This window comes from Roseomonas sp. USHLN139, from assembly GCF_037145735.1.
Classification (GTDB): domain Bacteria; phylum Pseudomonadota; class Alphaproteobacteria; order Acetobacterales; family Acetobacteraceae; genus Pseudoroseomonas.
Window position 1 is genome coordinate 1,565,531 of the sequence record NZ_JBBCWY010000001.1, and the last position, 19,713, is coordinate 1,585,243.

Below are 19,713 nucleotides of genomic sequence, written 5' to 3' on the forward strand. Positions count from 1 at the left end.
GTGGCAGGGCGATCAGAGGCGCTCGACATCGGCTTCCTCCGCCAGGCGGGCGATGGTGGCGGCATCCGGCAGGCCGCCGGGGGGACGGGAGACGGCGGCGGCAGCGCAGCCGGTGGCCAGCCGCGCCATGGGCTCCGGCGCCAGGCCGCGGGCCAGGGCGGCGGTCAGCCCGGCCACCATGGCATCGCCGGCGCCGACCGTGGTGGTCATCGGCACTTTCGGCGGCCGCACCCAGAGCGCCTGGCCCGGCAGGGCGAAGAGCGCGCCCTCGCCGCCGGCGGAGACGACGACATGCTCGATGCCCTGCGCCTGCAGCGCCCGGGCGCCGGCCAGCAGGGCGGCGCGATCGGGCAGCGGCTGGCCGAGCAGCGCCTCCAGCTCCTGCCGGTTCGGCTTGACCAGGCTGGGCCGGGCGCTGATCGCCGCGGCCAAAGCGGGGCCGCTGCTGTCCAGCACGATGCGGGTGCCGGCGGCCGAGAGGCGGACCGCCAGCATGGCCAGGGCCTCCGGCGACAGGCCGGGCGGCAGGCTGCCGGCGATGACGGCGATCTCGGGCGCCGGGGCCAGCCGGGTCAGCAGCGCCTCGAGGTCATTGGCCGAGGCTGGGCTGCCGGGCGGGTTGATGTCGGTGACCCGCCCCTCGCCGTCTTCGACCAGCTTGACATTGATGCGGCAGCGGCCCGGCAGCGGCTGGAAATCCGGCCGGACCCCGAGCGGCGCCAGGAAGGCCTCGAAGGCCGGCAGGTCGGCCTCGCCGAGCAGGCCGGTGGCCCGCACCGGCTCGCCCAGCACCGCCAGCATGACGGCGACATTGACCCCCTTCCCGGCCGGCCGCAGCTCGGCGGGTCCGGCGCGGTTGACCTCGCCCAGCGCCAGCCGCGCCAGCGGGATGGTCAGGTCGAGCGCCGGGTTCAGCGTGACCGTGGTGATGCGGGGGGCGATGCGGGGCGCGTCAGCCGACATGGGCCAGCTCCCGCAGCGCCGGCAGGGCGCGGACCTCGGCGGCGGTCGCGCAATCCAGCGCAGCGCTTGCCACCTTCTCGGCCGCCAGCATGGTCATGCCGCGGATCTGCGCCTTCAGCGCCGCGACATTGGGGATGGAGACCGACAACTCGTCGACGCCCAGCCCCACCAGGATCGGCGCCGCCATGGCATCGGCGGCCAGGTTGCCGCAGACGCCGACCCAGCGGCCGCGGCCATGCGCAGCCTTCACCGTGATGTCGATCAGCCGCAGCACCGCCGGGTCCAGCGCGTCGGAGCGCGCGCCCAGCGTCGGATGCAGCCGGTCCACGGCCAGCGTGTACTGGGTCAGATCATTGGTGCCGATGGAAAAAAAGTCCGCCTCGCGGGCCAGCTGGTCGGCCATCACCGCGGCCGAGGGCACCTCGACCATGATGCCCACCTCCAGCGGCGGGGTGGCCAGGTCCAGCCGCTCGCGTTCGATGATGTCGCGGGCGGCGCGCAGATCGGCCAGGCCATCGACCATCGGCAGCATCAGCCGGATGTCGCCATGCCGCCCGGCGCGCAGCGCGGCGCGCACCTGGGCGCGGAACAGCGCCGGCTCGGCCAGCGACAGGCGCAGGCCGCGCAGGCCGAGGAAGGGATTGGCCTCGACCGGGTGGTGCACGAAGCGCAGCGGCTTGTCGCCGCCGGCATCCAGCGTGCGCAGCACCACCGGCAGGCCGCCGAAGCCTTCGGCCAGTCGCCGATACAGGGCGAACTGCTCGTCCTCCGATGGCGGCTGTTCGCGGCCGTCGAAGAGGAATTCGCTGCGGACCAGGCCGGTGCCCTCGGCGCCGGCGGCGACGGCCTCGACCGCCTCCTCCGGCTTGCGGACATTGGCGGCGACCTCGACGCGATGGCCGTCCTGGGTGACCGCCGGGCGGAAGGCGGCGCGCTTCGCCGCCGCGGCGCGGTCGCGGCCGGCGCGCATCGCGGCCTCGGCGCGGGCGATGGCGGCCGCATCGGGATCGGGCAGCACCGTGCCGCGATCGCCATCGACCACCGCGCGGGTGCCATCGGCGAGCTGCAGCACCGGGGCCCCGGCGGCGACCACGGCGGGGATGCCCAGGGCGCGCGCCAGGATGGCGGTATGCGCCGTCGGCCCGCCGGCCGAGGTCACCATGCCGACCACCCGGGCCGGATCGAGATTGGCGGTCTCCGAGGGCGTCAGGTCTTCCGCCACCACGATGGCGCCCTGCGGCAGGTTGATGGCGGCGGCCTCGCCGCCGACCAGATGCCGCAGCACCCGGCGGGAGACATCCTTCAGATCGGTCGCGCGCGCCGCCAGCAGGGCATCGCCGATGCCGGCCAGGGCGGCGGCGCGGGCCTCGGTCGCCCCCTGCCAGGCGGCCGGGGCCGAGGCGCCGGCCTCGATGGCGCTGCGCGTCGTCGCCAGCAGCTCCGGATCTTCCAGGAATTCCTCATGCGCCGCGAAGATGGCCGCGTGCTGCTCGCCGACGCGCTTACCCATTTCCTGCGCCACGGTCTTCAGCTCGCGCCGGGATTCCTCCAGGGCGGCTTCCAGGGCGGCGGCCTCGGCCAGCGGATCGGCGGCGGTGGCCGCGAAGCCGGCGGCCTCGGAGCGGAAGCGGTGCAGCTGGCCGATCGCGACGCCGGGGCTCGCGGGCAGGCCGGCAATGGCACCGGGTTCCAGGGCTTCGGCCGGCGCCACGGCGGCGGCGGGGCCGGCACCGGCCGGCGGCGCGTCGCGGTCGCCGAGCTCATCGGCGAAGGCCGCGGTCAGCGCGGCCAGCGCGGCCTCGGCATCGGGGCCGGCGACCTCGAGCGTCATGCCCGCGCCCGGCCCGGCGCCGAGCTGGAGCAGGGCAATCATGCTGCGGGCGTCGGCACGGCGCTCGCCATGCCGCAGGGTGACCAAGGAGTCGTAGCGCTTGGCCAGCTGCACCAGGAGGCGGGCGGGCCGCGCATGCATGCCGGCGGCGGCGGGGGCGCGAACCTCGGCGGTCAGGGCGCCGACAGCGGCCGCGCCAGGCGCAGCGCCGGCGGCCGGCATCGGCGCGTCGGGGTCCAGCGCCGCCAGGATCTCTTTGGCATCGTCGGTGACGGCCAGCCGTTCGGCCAGCTCGCTCTCGCCCAGCACCTCGGTCAGGCGGCGCAGGACAGCAATATGCTCATCGCCCTGGGCAGCGATGGCGACCACCAGGCGGGCGCGGTCCTCGCCGTTCCAGGCGACGCCCTGCGGCACCTGCAGCACGGCGATGCCGGTCCGGTGGATCAGCCCGCGATCGCCGCGCTGGCCGTGCGGAATGGCGATGCCATTGCCCAGGAAGGTGTCGGCCTCGGTTTCCCGGCGCAGCATGCTGTCGGCATAGGCTGCATCGATCGCGCCGGTCTCGACGAGCAGCTGGGCCGCGGCACGGATCGCGGCCTCCTTGGTGGCGGGGCTGGCGGCCAGGCGGATACGGTCGGCGGAAAGGATCACGGCGCTCGGGCTTCCTGTGTTCCGGGGGGCGTCTGGACGCCCAGGCGGGCGCCATCAAGAAGGACGTGTTGGATTACACTTTCTTCATGGGACGTCCCTCGGCAAAGATTGCGGTCCGGCGGCGGGCCGCAAGGGGCCAACCAAGGCACTGCAATCCTGAACGCGGCCATTCGCCGTAAGTTTTCCGCGAGGGGCGAAGCGTCGCGCCGGGCACGCGGCGGCGGGAAGCCCGCCGCGCGCCGTTCGGTCGATCGGAAAGGCGGCTCAGAACGGGATGTCGTCGTCCAGGTCGCTGCCGCCGCCCTTCGGCGCGTCCCAGCCGCCGCGCTGCGGCCGGCTGCTGCCACCCCCGCTCCGCTCGCCACCGCCGCTGCGCTCGCCGCCGCCGCCATAGCCGCCGCCCGAGGAGCGGCCGCCGCCGCCAGCGCCGCCGCCCTCATAGCCGCCGCCGCCACCGCCGCCCTCGCCGCGGCCATCGAGCAGCGTCAGCTCACCGCCGAAATTGCGCAGCGCGACCTCGGTGGAGTAGCGGTCCTGGCCGGACTGGTCCTGCCACTTCCGGGTCTCCAGCTTGCCCTCGATATAGACCTTGCTGCCCTTGCGCAGGTACTTCTCGGCAATCTCGCCCAGCTTCTCGTTGAAGATGGCGACCGAATGCCATTCGGTGCGCTCCTGGCGGTTGCCTTCGCGATCCTTGTAGGAATCCGTCGTGGCCAGGCGCAGGTTCACCACCCGCCCGCCATTCTGGAAGTTCCGCACCTCCGGGTCCTTCCCCAGATTGCCGATCAGGATCACCTTGTTGACGCTGCCGGCCATGCTGCCCGGTCCTTCATCCGCTGCCGCCCCGCCCGCCTTCCCCTCCCTGCAGGGCATGGGAGGCATCGGCCGCGCGGGGCTTGGTTTCACATTCACGCGCACCCAGATGGGCGCCTCGGTCGCTTGCACCGGCCCGGGATGGTGATCCCGGGCCCGGGCACATGGCCGCAACCTAGCCACACGGCCGGCCCGCGGCCAGCCCCGGCGGCGACAGCCGGCCCGCGAACGCCTCTACCAGGGAAGAAGGGGCTGCAACGGAAGGTGACCTTCCGCCGCTTACTCACTTCCGCTTGGCCACTTCCCTCGGACGACGGATGCTGGCACAAGCCCCGCCAGAACACAATGCGAACACCTGTGCGCAGGAGTCTGACTTGAAGAAGCTTTCCTCCCCCTCCGGTCAGACCGCCCCCACGCATCCCGGCCAGGACCAGATCCGCATCCGCGGTGCCCGCCAGCACAACCTGAAGAATGTCGATATCGACATCCCGAAGCACACGCTGACGGTGCTGACCGGCCTGTCCGGCTCCGGCAAGTCGTCGCTCGCCTTCGACACCATTTATGCCGAGGGCCAGCGTCGCTATGTCGAGAGCCTCTCGGCCTATGCGCGGCAGTTCCTGCAGCTGATGCAGAAGCCGGACGTGGATTCGATCGAGGGCCTGTCGCCCGCGATCTCCATCGAGCAGAAGACCACCAGCCACAATCCGCGCTCCACCGTCGGCACGGTGACCGAGATCCACGACTATATGCGCCTGCTCTGGGCGCGGGCCGGCGTGCCCTACAGCCCGGCGACCGGCCTGCCGATCGAGGCGCAGAGCGTCAGCCAGATGGTCGACCGCGTCCTCGCCATGCCGGAGGGCACCCGCCTGTTGCTGCTGGCCCCGGTGGTGCGCGGCAAGAAGGGCGAGTTCAAGAAGGAGCTGGCCGAGTACCAGCGCCGCGGCTTCGAGCGGGTCAAGATCAATGGCGATCTGATGCGCATCGAGGACGCGCCCTCCCTCGACAAGCGCAAGAAGCACGACATCGAGGTGGTGGTCGACCGCGTCGTGGTCGGCGGCGAGGGCCTGGCGCAGCGCCTGGCCGACAGCTTCGAGACCGCGCTCGGCCTGGCCGACGGCGTCGCCTATGCCGACGGCGCCGATGATGGCGAGCGCACCGTCTTCTCCAGCCGCTATGCCTGCCCGGTCTCCGGCTTCACCCTGGAGGAGATCGAGCCGCGGCTGTTCTCCTTCAACTCGCCGCAGGGCGCCTGCCCGGCCTGCGACGGCCTCGGCACCGAGAGCTTCTTCGACGGTGCGCTGGTGGTCCCCGACGATGCCCGCAGCATCGCCGATGGGGCGGTCGCCGCCTGGGCCGGCAACAGCGCCCCCTATTACGACCAGACCCTGACCAGCCTGGCCAAGCATCTGGGAATCAAGACCAGCACCCCCTGGGGCGAGCTGCCGGCGGCCGCGCGCGAGGCCATCCTGGAGGGCACCGGCAAGGAGGTCGTCACCCTCCGCTACAAGGACGGGCTGCGCGCCTACGAGGTGAAGAAGCCCTTCGAGGGCGTGCTGCCGAATCTGGCCCGCCGCCTGCGCGAGACCGACAACCCCTGGGTGCGCGAGGACCTCTCCCGCTACCAGGCGGAGCGCCCCTGCCATGTCTGCTGCGGCGCCCGGCTGAAGCCGGAGGCGCTGTCGGTGAAGGTCGCCGGCCTGCACATCGCCGGGGCCAGCGACCTGTCGATCCGCAAGGCGCTGCCCTGGTTCGAGGGGGTGGAGGCCACCCTCACCCCGCAGCGCGCCGAGATCGCCCGCCGCATCCTGAAGGAAATCATCGAGCGGCTGCGCTTCCTGCTCGATGTCGGACTGGACTACCTGTCCCTCGCCCGCTCATCGGCGACGCTGTCGGGCGGCGAGAGCCAGCGCATCCGCCTGGCCAGCCAGATCGGCTCCGGCCTGACCGGCGTGCTCTACGTGCTGGACGAGCCCTCGATCGGCCTGCACCAGCGCGACAATGAGCGGCTGCTGACCACGCTGCGGCGGCTGCGCGACCTCGGCAACACCGTGCTCGTGGTCGAGCATGACGAGGACGCCATCCGCACCGCCGACCACCTGATCGACATCGGCCCGGCGGCCGGCGCCGGCGGCGGCCGCATCATCGCCCAGGGCACGCCGGCGGAGGTCGCCGCCCATCCGGACAGCATCACCGGCGCCTATCTGTCGGGCCGCCGCTCGATCGAGGTGCCGGCCGAGCGCCGCAAGCCCGACCCGAAGCGGCAGCTGAAGGTCGTCGGCGCCACCGGCAACAACCTGCGCGGCCTTTCCGCCGGCCTGCCGCTCGGCACCTTCACCTGCGTCACCGGCGTCTCCGGCGGCGGCAAGTCGACCTTCGTCATCGAGACCCTCTACAAGGCCACCGCCCGCCGGCTGATGGGCGCCGGCACCGTCCCTGCCCCGCATGAGCGGATCGAGGGGCTGGAGCATCTCGACAAGATCATCGACATCGACCAGTCGCCGATCGGCCGCACCCCGCGTTCGAACCCGGCGACCTATACCGGCCTCTTCGCGCCGATCCGTGACTGGTTCTCCGAGCTGCCGGACAGCCGGGCGCGCGGCTACAAGCCCGGCCGCTTCAGCTTCAACGTCAAGGGCGGCCGCTGCGAGGCCTGCCAGGGCGATGGCGTGCTGAAGATCGAGATGCACTTCCTGCCCGACGTCTACGTCACCTGCGATACCTGCAAGGGCAAGCGCTACAACCGCGAGACGCTGGAGGTGAAGTTCCGCGGCAAGTCGATCGCCGACGTGCTGGAAATGACGGTCGAGGAAGGTCTCGACTTCTTCTCCGCCGTGCCGGCAATCCGCGACAAGCTGCGCGTGCTGAAGGAAGTCGGCCTCGGCTACATCCATCTCGGCCAGCAGGCGACCACCCTCTCGGGCGGCGAGGCGCAGCGCATCAAGCTGTCGAAGGAGCTGTCGCGCCGGGCCACCGGGCGGACGCTCTACATCCTCGACGAGCCGACCACCGGCCTGCATTTTGAGGACGTCAAGAAGCTGCTCGAGGTGCTGCACCAGCTGGTTGACCAGGGCAACACCGTGGTGGTGATCGAGCACAACCTGGAGGTCATCAAGACCGCCGACTGGATCCTCGACCTCGGGCCGGAAGGCGGCGACGGCGGCGGGCAGATCGTGGCCCAGGGGACGCCGGAAGACGTCGCGGCGGTGCCGGGCAGCCATACCGGGCGCTTCCTCGGGCCGCTGCTGCCGGCACCGGTCAAGGCGCGGAAGAAGGCGCTGGCCAAGGCCTAGAAAAGAGAAGGCCGGGGGAAGGAATTCCCCCGGACCCCCATCTTTTTTCTGTCGGAAAGAAATCTGCCTTAGCGCAGGAAGAAGTTCACCGGGACCACCATCTCCAGCGGCTCGGTGCCCATCTCGGGCGGGAAAGGTGGCAGCCGCGCCCGCTCGATCATCTCGCCCACGGCCTCGTCCAGCTCGGCGCTGCCGCTGCTGCGCTCGATCCGCCAGCCGGTCACCGTGCCATCCGCCTGCATGCGGAAGCGCAGATGCGCGACGCCCTCGATGCGTCGCAGCCGGGCGCTGTTCGGATAGCGCTTGGCGCGGTTCAGCGCGGCCGAGATCGCCGACTGGTAGCTGACCGGCGGCCCCGATGGGCCCCGCCCGGCCGGTGCCGCGGCCTGCGGCGGGGCGGCAGCGGGAGCAGCGGTGCTCGGCGCGGCCGTCGCGGCCGGCGGCGAAGAGGGCTGCGCGGTCGGCGGCGGCGGGGTCGGACGACGCGGCACCGGACGCGGCGGAGGCGGCGCCGGCGGGCGGGCCTGCTGCGGCGGGGGCGGCGGCGGAGCGGGCGGCGGCGGCGGCACCTCGGCCTCCAGCAGCGGCAGCGCATCCGGCTCCGGCGAGCGCTCGGCCTCCGGCACCACGGCCTGCAGCGTCTCCGGCTCGACCGGCGGCGCGAGCTCCGGCTCCTGCGCGGCTTCCGGCGGCGGCGGCTCCATCGCCGTCACCTCGGGCGGCGGCTGGGTGGTCTGCAGCGGCTCCGGCGGCACGGCGGCGGCCGAGGGCGGCGGCGGGGTGGTGCTGGATTGCGGCGCCGGCGGCTCCACCGCATCGACCCGCTCGGCGACCGGGGCCGGCTCCTCCTGCGCGATCTCGGGCGCGGAGGGCGGCGCGATCATCTCCAGCGGCACGATCGCCGGCGGCGGCGCGTGCTCCGGCAGGCCGAAGATCAGGATGGCAAGCACCCCGCCATGCAGGATGGCGGTGACGCCCCAGCCGGCGAGCCGGGGACCTTGCAGGCTCAGCGTGCTCATGATGGCCTCGCCGTCAGCGCGCCTGGACCGAGGTCGCCGCTTCCGCCTCGGCGATCAGCGAGACCCGGGTGATGCCGGCCTGGGTCACCCGGCCCATCACCCGCAGCACCTCGCCATAGGGAACAGCGCGGTCGCCCCGGACATAGACCGGCGCCTCGGGGTCGTTCCGGTGCAGCTCGGCCAGCTTCGCCGGCAGGTCGGCGGCGGCGATCTCGTCCTGGCGGAGATAGACCTTGCCGTCCGGCCCGACGGTCAGCACCACCGGCGGCCGCGGTGCGGCGGCGCGCGGCGCGGCGGTCTTCGGCAGGTTCACCGGCACGCCAACCACCATCATCGGTGCCGCCACCATGAAGACGATCAGCAGCACCAGCATCACGTCGACCAGCGGCGTGACGTTCATGTCGGCCATCGGCAGCGGCTCGTCGTCATCGCCGCCGCCATGGCTCGGTCCAGCGAAGGCCATCCGGCCTACTCCGCCGCGGCGCTGCGGGAGGCGGCGGCCGCAGCCAGGCTCGGCGGCCGGCGCGACAGGCTGGCGGCCAGGTCGGCGGCGGCCGACTGGCCTTCCTGCCGCAGCCGGCTGAGCCGCACCAGCAGGCGGTTATAGGCCATCACCGCCGGGATCGCGGCGATCAGGCCGATGGCGGTCGCGAACAGCGCCTCGGCGATGCCGGGGGCGACCACGGCCAGGCTGGTGTCGTTGCTCTGCGCGATGCCGGCGAAGCTGTTCATGATGCCCCAGACCGTGCCGAACAGGCCGATGAAGGGGGCGACGGCGCCGGTGGTGGCCAGGAAGGGCAGGCCCGGCTCGACGCGGCGCAGCTCGCCCGACAGGGCATGGCGCATCGCATGCTCCATGCGGTGCCGGTATTCGAAGCGGCTTTCGCCCTGCTCGCGGCCGTCGCGCCATTCACGGGTGCCGGCGCGCAGCACGCGGGCGGCCAGGCCCTCGCCCTGCGGCGAGGGCAGAGCCTGCTGGCCGGCGCCGGGCGCGGCGGCGGCGACCAGGCCGCGGATCTCCCGCTTCAGCCGGCTGAGCAGCATGGATTTCTCGACGATGATCGCCCAGCAGATGATGGAGGCCAGCGCGAGCGCGATCATCACCGCCTTGACCACCCAGTCGGCCTGCAGGAACAGGCCGAGCATCGACATGTCCGGGCCATGGCCGGCGGCGGCGATGGCGGCATCCACGCCGGGGACGACGCCGGGCGTGGCGGTGACGGTCTCGGTCGGGTTCATCGCGACCTCCCTACTTCTCGAAAGTGACGCCATCGACGCGCGAGGCGAGTGCCAGGCGCGGCAGGCAGGCGGCCCTGTTCTCAGGCGTGGCGCCGCAGGCCAGCAGGTCGTTCAGCAGCACCGCGCCGATGCCGTCGCAGTTCTGGCTGGCCAGGTCGAAGATCCGGGCCATGGTCTTCTCCTGCGGCAGCGGGCCGACATCGAGCGCCAGCCGGCGGGCGATCACCCCGTCCTTGCCGAAGATCAGCAGGTCCAGGCGCAGCGGGTCGATGGCCTCGGGCGCCGGGTTGCGCAGCAGCAGCCAGACCCGGCAGCCTTCCGGGCGGCTTTCCAGCCGGTTCAGCTCCAGCCCGATCCTGGCCGGCTGCGGGCTCTGCGCCTGCGCCTGCGTGGCGAGCCCTGACGCCGCCGTCACGGCCAGCGCGGCAATCAGCCCGAAGGTGGACAGGATCCGGCGGAGCGGCATCGCGGCATTACCCTTTCGCATCTGCGATGGCTTATGCCGCTATTGAGAGGCTGTTGCAATGCGAATGACTCTCAATAATCGACCGCAGATGCCGCCCTGCAGCGGATGCGGAACCGCTGTCGCAGGAGCGCCAGGACACGACATGCCCGATCGGACTGCCGCGCTGATGAGAGGATGTTCTGGGAGGCTGGTGCCGACGCCCGGGATTGAACCGGGGACCTACTGATTACGAATCAGTTGCTCTACCGCTGAGCTACGTCGGCGCCGCGGGCCGCTATCTAGCGGGGTTGCGGCGCGAGGGCAACCACCATTCGGCACAGGAAATCGGTGGAAAGTAACGGCGCTGGAAGCCGAGGCAGGGCCCGGTTGCAGCAATGCCGCACCCCGCCAGGAGCACGGCATCGCCACCAAAGGCCGGCGTCGGTCCGCGATCAAAAGGTCCTAGTGGACCAGGACCGGCAGCATCTCATGCTGCAGAATGGCGGCGGTCGCCAGGCTGGTGTCCGGCGCGGCGCCGATCTGCGTGCCATCGGCCGCGTGGATGGCCACCGCCGGGGCGCCGTCCATGACGATCGGGCGGATATAGGCGATCTGCTCCGCCCCGAAGCGCGCCCAGTCGGCGGGCGCAAGCTGCCGCAGCGCATCGGCGGCAGCGAAGGGGCGTGTGGGACCTTCCTTGTTCATCGTGGGAATCTCCTTCTGCCGTCCCCTTCGGGCCCGGCGCTGCGGTCTGAATCAGGCACCGCTGTGAAGCTGCGTCGTCTTCCCTGCCCATGTCCCCGCCCCGGTGGCCGGGATGGATCACTGAAGAGAATGCCCGGGAAGCCTGAAGGTTTTGCAGCCAATCGGGGCCGTGGCCCCATAATTCGCAGGTTTGTGGCGCGGGCGCCTCACACCCTGGCCCTGGCGCCGCCGCTCAGCCGGTGATCTGTCCCACCGGCAGCGAACCGACCACGACCTGGCCATCCTCCTGCGGCGCTCCCTGCACCACCGCCCGGCCGCCCGGGGCGCCGCGCAGGCCGATCTGGATCGCCTTGACCCGCACCGCCGGCTGCGGCCGCTTCAGGTCGATATGCAGCAGCCCGTTGTCCAGCCAGGCGCCCTCGACATCGATGCCCTCGGCCAGCACGAAGGCGCGATGGAACTGCCGGGCGGCGATGCCGCGATGCAGGAAGACGCGGCCTTCGCTCTCGTCCTTCTGCTTGCCGCGCACCACCAGCTGGTTGTCCTCCTGCGTGATCTGCAGGTCGTCCATGCTGAAGCCGGCAACCGCCAGCGTGATGCGCAGCCGGTTCTCGGCGGTCTGCTCGATATTGTAGGGGGGATAACCATCGGCATTCTTCGCCACCCGGTCGAGCATCTGTTCCAGATGGTCGAAGCCGAGAAACAGCGGCGAGCCGAAAAGCGACGAACGAGACATGGCAGCCAGGAACTCCTCCAATGAGCGAGCCGTCCGCGGAGCCCGAAGCACCCCGCGACGCCACAACAGTTTGTGCGCTTCGCCGCGGGATGCAAGAGGCCGCCGCCGCTCGCCACCCCTGGGCGCAGGGCCGCCCTCCGGCCTCGGCAGTTGTGGCCCGCGCGCCCAGAAGCTAGAGCAGCCATTCCATGTCCGATCCTGCCCTGCTGCCCATCCTGCTGGTGCCTGACGCGAAGCTGCGCGCCAAGGCCCGCCCCGTCGGCCCCGGCGACACCGAAGCGGTGCGCGCCCTGGCCCCCCGCATGCTCGCCACCATGTACAAGGCGCCCGGCATCGGCCTGGCCGCGCCGCAGATCGGCGAGCTGCTGCGCCTGGTGGTCATCGACCTGCAGCCGGACGACAAGCCGCTGCCCTATGTCATGGTCAATCCGGAGATCGTCGCCGCCAGCGAGCAGCTCGCCGCGCGCGAGGAAGGCTGCCTCTCCCTGCCCAACCAGTATGCCGAGGTGGTCCGCCCGGCCGAGGTGAAGGTGCGCTGGCTCGACCTCGACGGCAGCAAGCGCGAGATGACCGCCGACGGGCTGATGGCCACCTGCCTCCAGCACGAGATCGACCACCTGAACGGCGTGCTCTTCGTCGACCATCTCTCGGCGCTGAAGCGCAACATGATGCTGCGCAAGCTGGCCAAGGAGCTGAAGGCCAAGGGCCGCGACGAATGAAACCGCTCCGCCTCGCCTTCATGGGCAGCCCCGATTTCTCGGTGCCCGCCCTGCGTGCCCTGCACGCGGCGGGGCATGAGATCGTGGCTGTCTATACCCAGCCGCCGCGTCCCGCCGGCCGCGGCCAGAAGGAAACCCCCTGCCCCGTGCATCGCGCGGCGCTGGAACTCGGCCTGCCGGTGCGCCACCCCGCCCGCGTCCGGCGCGACACCGCCGAGCATGCGGCCTTCCGCGCCCTCGACCTCGATGTCGCCGTGGTCGCCGCCTATGGCCTGATCCTGCCGCCCGCCATGCTGGACGCGCCGCGCCGCGGCTGCCTGAACATCCATGCCTCACTGCTGCCGCGCTGGCGCGGCGCCGGGCCGATCCAGGCCGCCATCCTGGCCGGCGATGCCGAGACCGGCATCACCATCATGCAGATGGAGGAAGGGCTGGACACCGGGCCGATGCTGCTGAAGGGCACGGTGCCGATCGGCCCGCGCGACGGGACGCCGGCGGTCCACGACGCCCTGGCCGAGCTCGGCGGCCGCCTGATCCTGCAGGCGCTGGACGAAAGCCCGGTGCCGGTGCCGCAGCCGGAAGAGGGCGTCACCTACGCTCCCAAGCTCAGCAAGGCCGATGGCGCGCTGGACTGGCACCAGGACGCCGCCGCGCTGGACCGCCGCATCCGCGCGCTCAACCCCTGGCCTGGCACCTTCTTCCAGCAGGGCGGCGAGGTGCTGCGCGTGCTGGAGGCGGTGGCCGAGCCGCTCGACACCCCTGCCCCCGCCGGTACCGTGCTGGACGGCGCCCCGCGCATCGCCTGCGGCCAGGGCGCGCTGCGCCTGCTGCGGCTGCAGCGTGCCGGCCGTGGCGCCCTGCCGGCCGAGGCCTTCCTGCGCGGCTATCCCCTGCCGCCCGGCAGCCGGCTGGGCTGACATGCCGCGCTACGCCCTGCTGGTCGAGTATGATGGCGCGCCCTTCGTCGGCTGGCAGCGCCAGACCACCGGGCTTTCGGTGCAGCAGGTGCTGGAGGATTGCGCGGCGCCGCTGAATGGCGGCCTCCCCGCCGCCACCCAGGCCTCCGGCCGCACCGATGCCGGGGTGCATGCCGAGGGCCAGGTGGTGCAGATCGATCTGGCGGCCGACCTGCCGCCGCTGCGGCTGCGCGAGGCGCTGAACGCCTATAGCCGCCCGCATCCGGTCTCGGTCGTCGCCGCCGCCCGGGCGCCGGAGGACTGGTCGGCCCGCTTCTCCTGCATCGGCCGCAGCTACCGCTACCGCATCCTCAACCGCCGGGCGCGGCCTGCCCTGCTGGCCGGGCGGGTCTGGCACGTGCCGCAGGCGGTCGATGCCGAGGCCATGCATGCCGCCGCCCAGACCATCCTGGGCCGCCACGACTTCTCCGCCTTCCGCGCCGCCGCCTGCCAGGCCAAGGACGCGCTGCGCACCCTCGATCAGCTCGACGTCCGCCGCGAGGGCGACGAGATCCTGGTCCACACCGCGGCGCGCAGCTTCCTGCACCACCAGGTGCGCAACATGGTGGGCAGCCTGATGCAGGTCGGGCTGGGCCGGCGGCCGGTGCCGTGGGTCCGGCAGCTGCTGGACGGGCGCGACCGCAGGCTGGCCGGCCAGAACGCCCCGGCCGAGGGGCTCACCTTCCTCACCGCCCGCTATCCGTCGCCGCTCGACTGGTGCTGATGGCTTGCGGCCGGCCGCCGACCCCGGCAGGCTGGCAGCATGGCCGGCCAATTCCACCGCGTGATCCCCGAGGGTGAAGACCGAGAGCGCCTGACCTGCGCGGATTGCGGCTTCATCAACTATGAGAACCCGAAGATCGTCACCGGTGCGGTGGTGGTCGAGGGCGGCCGGGTGCTGCTCTGCCGCCGCGCCATCCCGCCGCGCGCCGGCTTCTGGACCCTGCCCGCCGGCTTCATGGAGCTCGGCGAGACAGTCGCCGAAGGCGCGGCGCGCGAGGCTTTCGAGGAGGCCCGCGCCCGCCTCGCCATCGAGGGCATCCTGGCGGTCTATTCCATCGCCCGCATCGGCCAGGTGCAGATCATCTTCCGCGCCAGCCTGGCCGAGCCGGGCATCGCGCCGGGACCGGAGAGCCTGGAGACCCGCTTCTTCGCCTGGGAGGAGATCCCCTGGGCCGAGATCGCCTTTCCATCGGTGCATTGGGCGCTGCATCACTGGCACGCCACGCGCCATGCGCCGCTCGGCGCGCCGGCGACCAACCCACCAGAAGATCAGCGCGGCATGACGCCGCTGCCGGGGGCGGCGACCAGCCTGTGAGCGCCGGCCGGCGGGGGCGACGGGCGTGGCCGCTCAGCCCCGGCGGCAGAAGCAGTCGCGGGCATGGTCATCCACCAGGCCCACCGCCTGCATCCAGGCATAGACGATCACCGGGCCGACGAACTTGTAGCCGCGCTTCTTCAGGGCCGCCGAGACCTGCTCCGACAAGGGCGTCTTCGCCGGCAGCGACACGCCGTCACCGACGATCGGCACGCCCTGGACGAAACCCCAGGCGAAGGCGGAAAAATCCTCGCCCGCCGCCTGCATGGCGAGGTAGGCGCGGGCATTGCCGATCGTCGCCTCGATCTTCGCCCGGGCGCGGATGATGCCGGCATCGCCCATCAGCCGCTCGACATCCTCCGGCCCGAATCCCGCCACGGCCACCGGATCGAAATCGCGGAAGGCGGCACGGAACCCCTCGCGCCGGCGCAGGATGGTCAGCCAGGAGAGGCCGGCCTGGAAGCCCTCCAGCATCAGCATTTCCCACAGCAGGCGGCTGTCCCGGATCGGGACGCCCCATTCCTGGTCGTGATACCGCTGCATCAGCGCATCGCTGTTGGCCCAGCGGCACCGCATGACCTCGCCCATCGGCGGTCCTCCCCCTCGATCTCCGCCCCCTAGCACAGGCAGCGCCGATCCGTACCGGCCCGCCTGCCCGCCACCAGCGGCATGACCAGGAAGTGGATATTCTGCCATTTAATGCCCGATCGGAATGGACTAGCCTTCCCGCCAGGCCGGCGCAGTTCGGCCATTTTGGGGAGGAAACCGGATGCAGCGCAGGACCCTGCTGGGCCATGCCATGGGGCTCGGCGGCTTTGCCATCATCGGCAAGGCCGCGGCCCAGACCATCACCCTGAACGGCGCCTCGCAGTTCAACGACGAGCACGCCTTCACCCGCTGCCTGGTGCGCTTCGAGGAGCTGGTCCGCCAGTATTATGGCGAGCCGATCAACTTCGTGCTGCACAAGAACAGCAGCCTCGGCCTCGAGAAGCAGTATTTCGAGTACATGTCGCAGGGCCGGGCCGTGGACTACGGCATCGTCTCGCCGGCGCATATGTCGACCTTCTCGCGCGCCGCGCCCTTCATCGACGCGCCCTTCCTGTTCCGCGACCTGGCGCATTGGAACAAGGTGATGGACCAGGACCTGCTGAAGCCGATCGGCGACGAGGTCGAGAAGCGCGCCCGCGTCATGCTGGTGGGCTATGCCGGGGGCGGCATCCGCAACATCTTTGCCAATCGCCCGCTGACGAACCTGGCCGAGCTGCGCGGCATCAAGGTCCGCGTGCAGGGCGCGCCGATCTGGAGCCGCACCTTCGCCGCGGCCGGCATGTCGCCCACGGTCATCGCCTATAACGAGATCTACAACGCCATCCAGAACGGCGTCATCGAGGCGGGCGAGAACGAGGCGGCCGGCGTCGAGCAGATGCGCTTCTTCGAGGTGGCGCCGAATCTGGCGCTGACCCAGCACGCCATCACGGTGCGCCCGATCTGCTTCTCGGCCAGCAGCTTCGCCCGGCTGCCGGCCAAGCTGCAGGCCGCCATCCGGCGCGCCGGACCGGAGGCCGCGGCCTTCGGCCGGCAGATCGAATCCGGCGAGGACGGGCAGAAGATCGACGCCCTGGCCGCGGCGGGCCGGCTGAAGAAGGTCGAGTTCCGCGACCGCCAGGCGCTGATGGACAAGGTCGCGCCGGTGCTCGGCACCTATGCGCGCGAGATCGAGGCGGAGGGCATCCTCGGCCGCATCACCGGCATCGCCGGCTGACGATCCTCCGCCCCGTGCTGCAACGCGCCGCCTGCCGGATCCGGCGGGCGGCCAGCGGATGGAACCCCGCATGACCGAGATCTATGATGGCAGCGGCCCTGCCATCGGTGCGCCGCCTGATGCCTGGCCGAACCGGCTGATCGCCCTCTATGCCGCGCTGCTGCGCGGCCTGCTGGGGATCAGCGTGCTGGTGCTGCTCTTCCCCGTCACCCTGCAGATCGTCTCGCGCTTCACGGCGCTGCTGCCGCACTACATCTGGACCGAGGAGATGGCCCGCTTCGGCCTGGTCTGGATGGTGATGATCGGCGCCATGCTGGCGGTGCGCGAGGGGACGCATTTCATCGTCGATGTCTTCCCCCGCCTCTCGCCGAAGGGCCTGGCGCGGATCGAGCTGGTCACCGGCCTGGCGGTGCTGGCCTTCGCGCTGATCTTCCTGGTCTTCGGCTGGGAGTTCACGGAGACCGCCTTCTACCGCATCAGCGAGATGGCCGAGCTGCCGCTCTGGCTGATCCACATGGCCTGGCCGCTGGCCGGCCTGTCCTTCGTGCTGTTCAGCGCCGAGCGGATGTGGCTGGCCGTCCGGCTGCTCGCCGGCCGCGGCGACGACAGGATCTTCCGCGCATGAGCGGCACCCTGCTGACCCCCGGCCTGGCGGCGGCCATCCTGTTCGGCGGCTTCTTCCTGATGCTGGCGCTGCGCGTGCCGGTGGCCTTCGCCCTTGGCCTGTCCTGCGCGCCGATCCTGGTGCTCGAGCCCAGGCTCTCGCTCTTCATCCTCGTGCAGGAGACCTTCAACGCCTACAACAGCTTCATCCTGCTGGCGGTGCCCTTCTTCCTGCTGACCGCCAACCTGATGAATGTCGGCGGCATCACCGACCGGCTGATGACGCTGTCGCGCGGGCTGGTCGGCCACTTCCCCGGCGGCCTGGCGCAGATCAACATCGTGCTCTCCTTCTTCTTCGCCGGCATCTCCGGCAGCTCGACGGCGGATGCCGCCAGCCAGAGCAAGATCTTCATCGAGGCACAGCGCAAGGAAGGCTACGACGACAGCTTCTCGGTCGCGGTCACCGCGGTCTCGGCGGTGCTGGCGGTGATCATCCCGCCCTCGATCCTGATGATCGTCTGGGGCGGCGTGCTCAGCGTCTCGATCGGCGGGCTGTTCCTGGCGGGCGTGGTGCCGGGCATCCTGATCGCCGGGGTGCAGATGGCGACCGTGCACATCTATGCGGTGCGGCGCGGCTACCCGACCTATCCGCGCTCGACCTGGCGCCAGCTCGCCTGCGCCTTCGCCGTCTCCCTGCCGGCCCTGATGACGCCGCTGATCATCATCGGCGGCAAGCTGTTCGGCTGGTTCACCGCGACCGAGAGCGCCTGCATCGCGGTGCTCTATGCCGGCGCCCTGTCGCTGCTGGTCTATCGCGAGATGGACATGCGCGGCCTCTGGACCAGCCTGGTGGATTCCGGGCGGCTGGCGGCGATCGCGCTGTTCTGCGTCGGCACGGCGAGCGCCTTCGGCTGGCTGCTGGCCTATTACGAGATCCCGCGCGTGCTGCTGCAGGGCGTGCAGGGCTGGGGGATGGGCGCCATCGGCACCGGCCTGTTCATCGCCGCCATCTTCCTGGTCACCGGCTGCTTCCTCGACGCGATCCCGGCGATCATCATCGTCGGCGCCATCCTGCAGCCGCTGACGGTCAGCGTCGGCATGGACCCGATCCAGTTCGCCATGATCGGCATCGTGGCCCTGGCCTTCGGCCTGGTGACGCCACCCTACGGGCTATGCCTGATGATCGCCTGCTCGGTCGCCGGCATGCGCATGGCCGATGCGCTGAAGGACACCATGATCATGCTGCTGCCGATGCTGGCCGTGCTGCTGCTGATCATCGTCTGGCCGTCGCTGGTGCTGTTCCTGCCCTGGATGATCTCGCCGGAATTCCTGCAGTAGGAAGGAAGCGGCGGCGGGCCCCGCCCCGGAGCCCGCCGCCGCCTCGCCTCAGCGGGAGGGCGTCGCCAGCCGGTCGCGCGGTGCGACCCGCAGCAGCAGGTAGCCGAGGACACCGGCCAGCAGCGACCCGCCCAGGATGCCGATCTTCGCCTCGGTCTGCAGCAGGGGCTGGTCGGGGAAGGCGAGCAGGGTGATGAACAGGCTCATCGTGAAGCCGATGCCGCAGAGCAGCGCGATCCCCAGCATCTGCAGCCGGCCGGCCTGGGCCGGCATGTCGGCGAGGCCGAGCCGGATCGCCAGCAGGGCGAAGCCGAGGACGCCGACGACCTTGCCCAGCAGCAGGCCGAGGCCGACGCCGAGCGTCACCGGTGCCGTGAAGGCCTCCGCCGGCAGGCCGAGGAAGGAGACACCGGCATTGGCCAGGCCGAAGATCGGCACCACCAGGAAGCCGACCGGCAGGATCAGGCCATGTTCCAGCCGGTGCAGCGGGCTCTCCGGCGACGATTCCACATCCGGGCGGCCGGGCGTCGGCTGCAGCGGGATGGTGAAGGCCAGGACCACCCCGGCCAGCGTGGCATGCACGCCGGAGCGAAGCACCAGCAGCCACAGCACCAGCCCCAGCAGCAGATAGGGTGCCAGGCGGCGCACGCCGAACCGGTTCAGCCCGACCAGCAGCGCCAGCACCGCCGCCGCGCCCGCCAGGTCGGGCAGCGAGATGCCCGACGTATAGAACAGGGCGATGACCAGCACGGCGCCGAGATCGTCGATGATGGCCAGCGCCGCCAGGAAGACCCGCAGCGAGGCCGGCACGCGCGGCCCCAGCAGCGACAGCACGCCGAGGGCGAAGGCGATGTCGGTGGCCGTCGGGATGGCCCAGCCCCGGGCCGAATCCCCGCTGCTGAAGCCGAGATAGATCAGCGCCGGCACCAGCATGCCGCCGGCGGCGGCAAATCCGGGCAGGATACGGCGCGGCCAGGTGGCGAGCTGTCCGTCCAGCGCCTCGCGCTTGATCTCCAGCCCGACCAGCAGGAAGAAGATCGCCATCAGGCCGTCATTGATCCAGTGGCTGACCGAGAGCGGTCCGAGCTTGCTGTGCAGCAGCGCCTCATACCCGGCGGCCAGCGGGGAATTGGCGATCAACAGCGCCACGGCCGCTGCGGCCATCAGCACGAGGCCGGCCGAGGACTGCCCCTCGAGGAAGCGGCGGAGAAAGCTGGGACGGGCATGATGCGGCAGGGCCATCGGCAATCTTCCAGGCAAAGCAACTCGCGCTGGCGGCCCGACCAACGCTACGCCCTGCCCGCCCCGTCACCGAGGCCGGCACC

The 19,713-nt window shown here is 71.5% G+C and carries 19 protein-coding genes and 1 tRNA gene; 8 read left to right on the plus strand and 12 right to left on the minus strand.

The genetic code is table 11. The features are described from left to right. Positions 1-12: 12 nt before the first annotated feature. From pfkB to ssb, 3 genes are all read right to left on the minus strand, one after another. On the minus strand, positions 13-963 hold the full coding sequence (gene pfkB / locus WFI16_RS07210; RefSeq protein ID WP_419897100.1) for a 1-phosphofructokinase: 951 nt from the start codon (positions 961-963) through the stop codon (positions 13-15). Next, positions 953-3,445 carry a phosphoenolpyruvate--protein phosphotransferase gene (ptsP, locus tag WFI16_RS07215; RefSeq protein WP_419897101.1) on the minus strand — a complete coding sequence of 831 codons (2,493 nt, stop codon included), beginning with the start codon at positions 3,443-3,445 and terminating at the stop codon, positions 953-955. The genes pfkB and ptsP overlap by 11 nt, the downstream gene beginning before the upstream one ends. Positions 3,446-3,709: 264 nt before the next feature. Continuing rightward, positions 3,710-4,261: a single-stranded DNA-binding protein gene (ssb, locus tag WFI16_RS07220; RefSeq protein ID WP_419897102.1), complete on the minus strand. Its 552-nt coding sequence runs from the start codon at positions 4,259-4,261 to the stop codon at positions 3,710-3,712. 371 nt (positions 4,262-4,632) lie between these two features. Here ssb and uvrA point away from each other — a divergent pair, with 371 nt between their 5' ends. Continuing rightward, entirely contained in the window at positions 4,633-7,548 is a 2,916-nt protein-coding gene (gene uvrA / locus WFI16_RS07225) for an excinuclease ABC subunit UvrA (protein WP_419897103.1), read from the plus strand. 68 nt (positions 7,549-7,616) lie between these two features. Here uvrA and WFI16_RS07230 read toward each other — a convergent pair whose 3' ends face one another. The 7 genes from WFI16_RS07230 to WFI16_RS07260 all read right to left on the minus strand — a co-directional run bounded on the left by WFI16_RS07230 (position 7,617) and on the right by WFI16_RS07260 (position 11,692). Then, the gene (locus tag WFI16_RS07230; RefSeq protein ID WP_419897104.1) at positions 7,617-8,567 is read right to left on the minus strand and encodes an energy transducer TonB; all 951 of its coding nucleotides are present in this window, start codon (positions 8,565-8,567) and stop codon (positions 7,617-7,619) included. 13 nt (positions 8,568-8,580) lie between these two features. Further along, positions 8,581-9,030, minus strand: a complete 450-nt coding sequence (locus WFI16_RS07235) for an ExbD/TolR family protein (protein ID WP_419897105.1) — start codon at positions 9,028-9,030, stop codon at positions 8,581-8,583. 5 nt (positions 9,031-9,035) lie between these two features. Further along, positions 9,036-9,806, minus strand: a complete 771-nt coding sequence (locus WFI16_RS07240) for a MotA/TolQ/ExbB proton channel family protein (RefSeq protein WP_419897106.1) — start codon at positions 9,804-9,806, stop codon at positions 9,036-9,038. 10 nt (positions 9,807-9,816) lie between these two features. Next, positions 9,817-10,272, minus strand: coding sequence for a Tat pathway signal protein (locus WFI16_RS07245; protein WP_419897107.1), 456 nt, complete (start codon positions 10,270-10,272; stop codon positions 9,817-9,819). Between the two features lie 188 nt (positions 10,273-10,460). Further along, a tRNA-Thr gene (locus WFI16_RS07250) sits at positions 10,461-10,535 on the minus strand. Between the two features lie 178 nt (positions 10,536-10,713). Next, entirely contained in the window at positions 10,714-10,956 is a 243-nt protein-coding gene (locus tag WFI16_RS07255) for a DUF1150 family protein (RefSeq protein ID WP_076955758.1), read from the minus strand. Between the two features lie 232 nt (positions 10,957-11,188). Continuing rightward, the gene (locus WFI16_RS07260; RefSeq protein ID WP_419897108.1) at positions 11,189-11,692 is read right to left on the minus strand and encodes an Hsp20 family protein; all 504 of its coding nucleotides are present in this window, start codon (positions 11,690-11,692) and stop codon (positions 11,189-11,191) included. A 188-nt stretch (positions 11,693-11,880) separates the two neighbouring features. On the opposite strand from WFI16_RS07260, the gene def reads away from it, so the two are divergent. The 4 genes from def to WFI16_RS07280 are packed head-to-tail and all read left to right on the plus strand — an operon-like array spanning position 11,881 to position 14,685. Then, positions 11,881-12,411 carry a peptide deformylase gene (def, locus tag WFI16_RS07265; RefSeq protein ID WP_419897109.1) on the plus strand — a complete coding sequence of 177 codons (531 nt, stop codon included), beginning with the start codon at positions 11,881-11,883 and terminating at the stop codon, positions 12,409-12,411. After that, positions 12,408-13,328, plus strand: a complete 921-nt coding sequence (fmt, locus tag WFI16_RS07270) for a methionyl-tRNA formyltransferase (protein WP_419897110.1) — start codon at positions 12,408-12,410, stop codon at positions 13,326-13,328. The genes def and fmt overlap by 4 nt, the downstream gene beginning before the upstream one ends. Position 13,329: 1 nt before the next feature. Further along, the gene (truA, locus tag WFI16_RS07275) at positions 13,330-14,091 is read left to right on the plus strand and encodes a tRNA pseudouridine(38-40) synthase TruA (RefSeq protein WP_419897111.1); all 762 of its coding nucleotides are present in this window, start codon (positions 13,330-13,332) and stop codon (positions 14,089-14,091) included. A gap of 39 nt (positions 14,092-14,130) precedes the next feature. Next, a complete protein-coding gene (locus WFI16_RS07280) occupies positions 14,131-14,685 on the plus strand; it encodes an NUDIX hydrolase (protein WP_419897112.1) in 555 nt (184 codons plus the stop codon). A gap of 33 nt (positions 14,686-14,718) precedes the next feature. Here WFI16_RS07280 and WFI16_RS07285 read toward each other — a convergent pair whose 3' ends face one another. Beyond that, a complete protein-coding gene (locus WFI16_RS07285) occupies positions 14,719-15,273 on the minus strand; it encodes a DNA-3-methyladenine glycosylase I (RefSeq protein WP_419897113.1) in 555 nt (184 codons plus the stop codon). A gap of 181 nt (positions 15,274-15,454) precedes the next feature. Between WFI16_RS07285 and WFI16_RS07290 the strand changes: the two genes are divergently transcribed. From WFI16_RS07290 to WFI16_RS07300, 3 genes are all read left to right on the plus strand, one after another. Then, the gene (locus WFI16_RS07290; RefSeq protein ID WP_419897114.1) at positions 15,455-16,447 is read left to right on the plus strand and encodes a TRAP transporter substrate-binding protein; all 993 of its coding nucleotides are present in this window, start codon (positions 15,455-15,457) and stop codon (positions 16,445-16,447) included. 70 nt (positions 16,448-16,517) lie between these two features. Beyond that, positions 16,518-17,072, plus strand: coding sequence for a TRAP transporter small permease (locus WFI16_RS07295; RefSeq protein ID WP_419897115.1), 555 nt, complete (start codon positions 16,518-16,520; stop codon positions 17,070-17,072). Beyond that, the gene (locus tag WFI16_RS07300; RefSeq protein WP_419897116.1) at positions 17,069-18,388 is read left to right on the plus strand and encodes a TRAP transporter large permease; all 1,320 of its coding nucleotides are present in this window, start codon (positions 17,069-17,071) and stop codon (positions 18,386-18,388) included. Before WFI16_RS07295 ends, WFI16_RS07300 begins: the two co-directional genes overlap by 4 nt. Before the next feature lie 48 nt (positions 18,389-18,436). Here WFI16_RS07300 and nhaA read toward each other — a convergent pair whose 3' ends face one another. Then, positions 18,437-19,630, minus strand: a complete 1,194-nt coding sequence (nhaA, locus tag WFI16_RS07305) for a Na+/H+ antiporter NhaA (RefSeq protein WP_419897117.1) — start codon at positions 19,628-19,630, stop codon at positions 18,437-18,439. Positions 19,631-19,713: the final 83 nt, after the last annotated feature.

Excerpts from the sequence above, each read along its gene's own strand:
- pfkB (WP_419897100.1), bottom strand. The coding sequence starts at position 963 with ATGTCGGCTGACGCGCCCCGCATCGCCCCCCGCATCACCACGGTCACG.
- ssb (WP_419897102.1), bottom strand. The coding sequence starts at position 4,261 with ATGGCCGGCAGCGTCAACAAGGTGATCCTGATCGGCAATCTGGGGAAG.
- WFI16_RS07230 (WP_419897104.1), bottom strand. The coding sequence starts at position 8,567 with ATGAGCACGCTGAGCCTGCAAGGTCCCCGGCTCGCCGGCTGGGGCGTC.
- WFI16_RS07235 (WP_419897105.1), bottom strand. The coding sequence starts at position 9,030 with ATGGCCTTCGCTGGACCGAGCCATGGCGGCGGCGATGACGACGAGCCG.
- WFI16_RS07240 (WP_419897106.1), bottom strand. The coding sequence starts at position 9,806 with ATGAACCCGACCGAGACCGTCACCGCCACGCCCGGCGTCGTCCCCGGC.
- WFI16_RS07245 (WP_419897107.1), bottom strand. The coding sequence starts at position 10,272 with ATGCCGCTCCGCCGGATCCTGTCCACCTTCGGGCTGATTGCCGCGCTG.
- WFI16_RS07255 (WP_076955758.1), bottom strand. The coding sequence starts at position 10,956 with ATGAACAAGGAAGGTCCCACACGCCCCTTCGCTGCCGCCGATGCGCTG.
- WFI16_RS07260 (WP_419897108.1), bottom strand. The coding sequence starts at position 11,692 with ATGTCTCGTTCGTCGCTTTTCGGCTCGCCGCTGTTTCTCGGCTTCGAC.
- def (WP_419897109.1), top strand. The coding sequence starts at position 11,881 with ATGTCCGATCCTGCCCTGCTGCCCATCCTGCTGGTGCCTGACGCGAAG.
- fmt (WP_419897110.1), top strand. The coding sequence starts at position 12,408 with ATGAAACCGCTCCGCCTCGCCTTCATGGGCAGCCCCGATTTCTCGGTG.
- truA (WP_419897111.1), top strand. The coding sequence starts at position 13,330 with ATGCCGCGCTACGCCCTGCTGGTCGAGTATGATGGCGCGCCCTTCGTC.
- WFI16_RS07280 (WP_419897112.1), top strand. The coding sequence starts at position 14,131 with ATGGCCGGCCAATTCCACCGCGTGATCCCCGAGGGTGAAGACCGAGAG.
- WFI16_RS07285 (WP_419897113.1), bottom strand. The coding sequence starts at position 15,273 with ATGGGCGAGGTCATGCGGTGCCGCTGGGCCAACAGCGATGCGCTGATG.
- WFI16_RS07290 (WP_419897114.1), top strand. The coding sequence starts at position 15,455 with ATGCAGCGCAGGACCCTGCTGGGCCATGCCATGGGGCTCGGCGGCTTT.
- WFI16_RS07295 (WP_419897115.1), top strand. The coding sequence starts at position 16,518 with ATGACCGAGATCTATGATGGCAGCGGCCCTGCCATCGGTGCGCCGCCT.
- WFI16_RS07300 (WP_419897116.1), top strand. The coding sequence starts at position 17,069 with ATGAGCGGCACCCTGCTGACCCCCGGCCTGGCGGCGGCCATCCTGTTC.
- nhaA (WP_419897117.1), bottom strand. The coding sequence starts at position 19,630 with ATGGCCCTGCCGCATCATGCCCGTCCCAGCTTTCTCCGCCGCTTCCTC.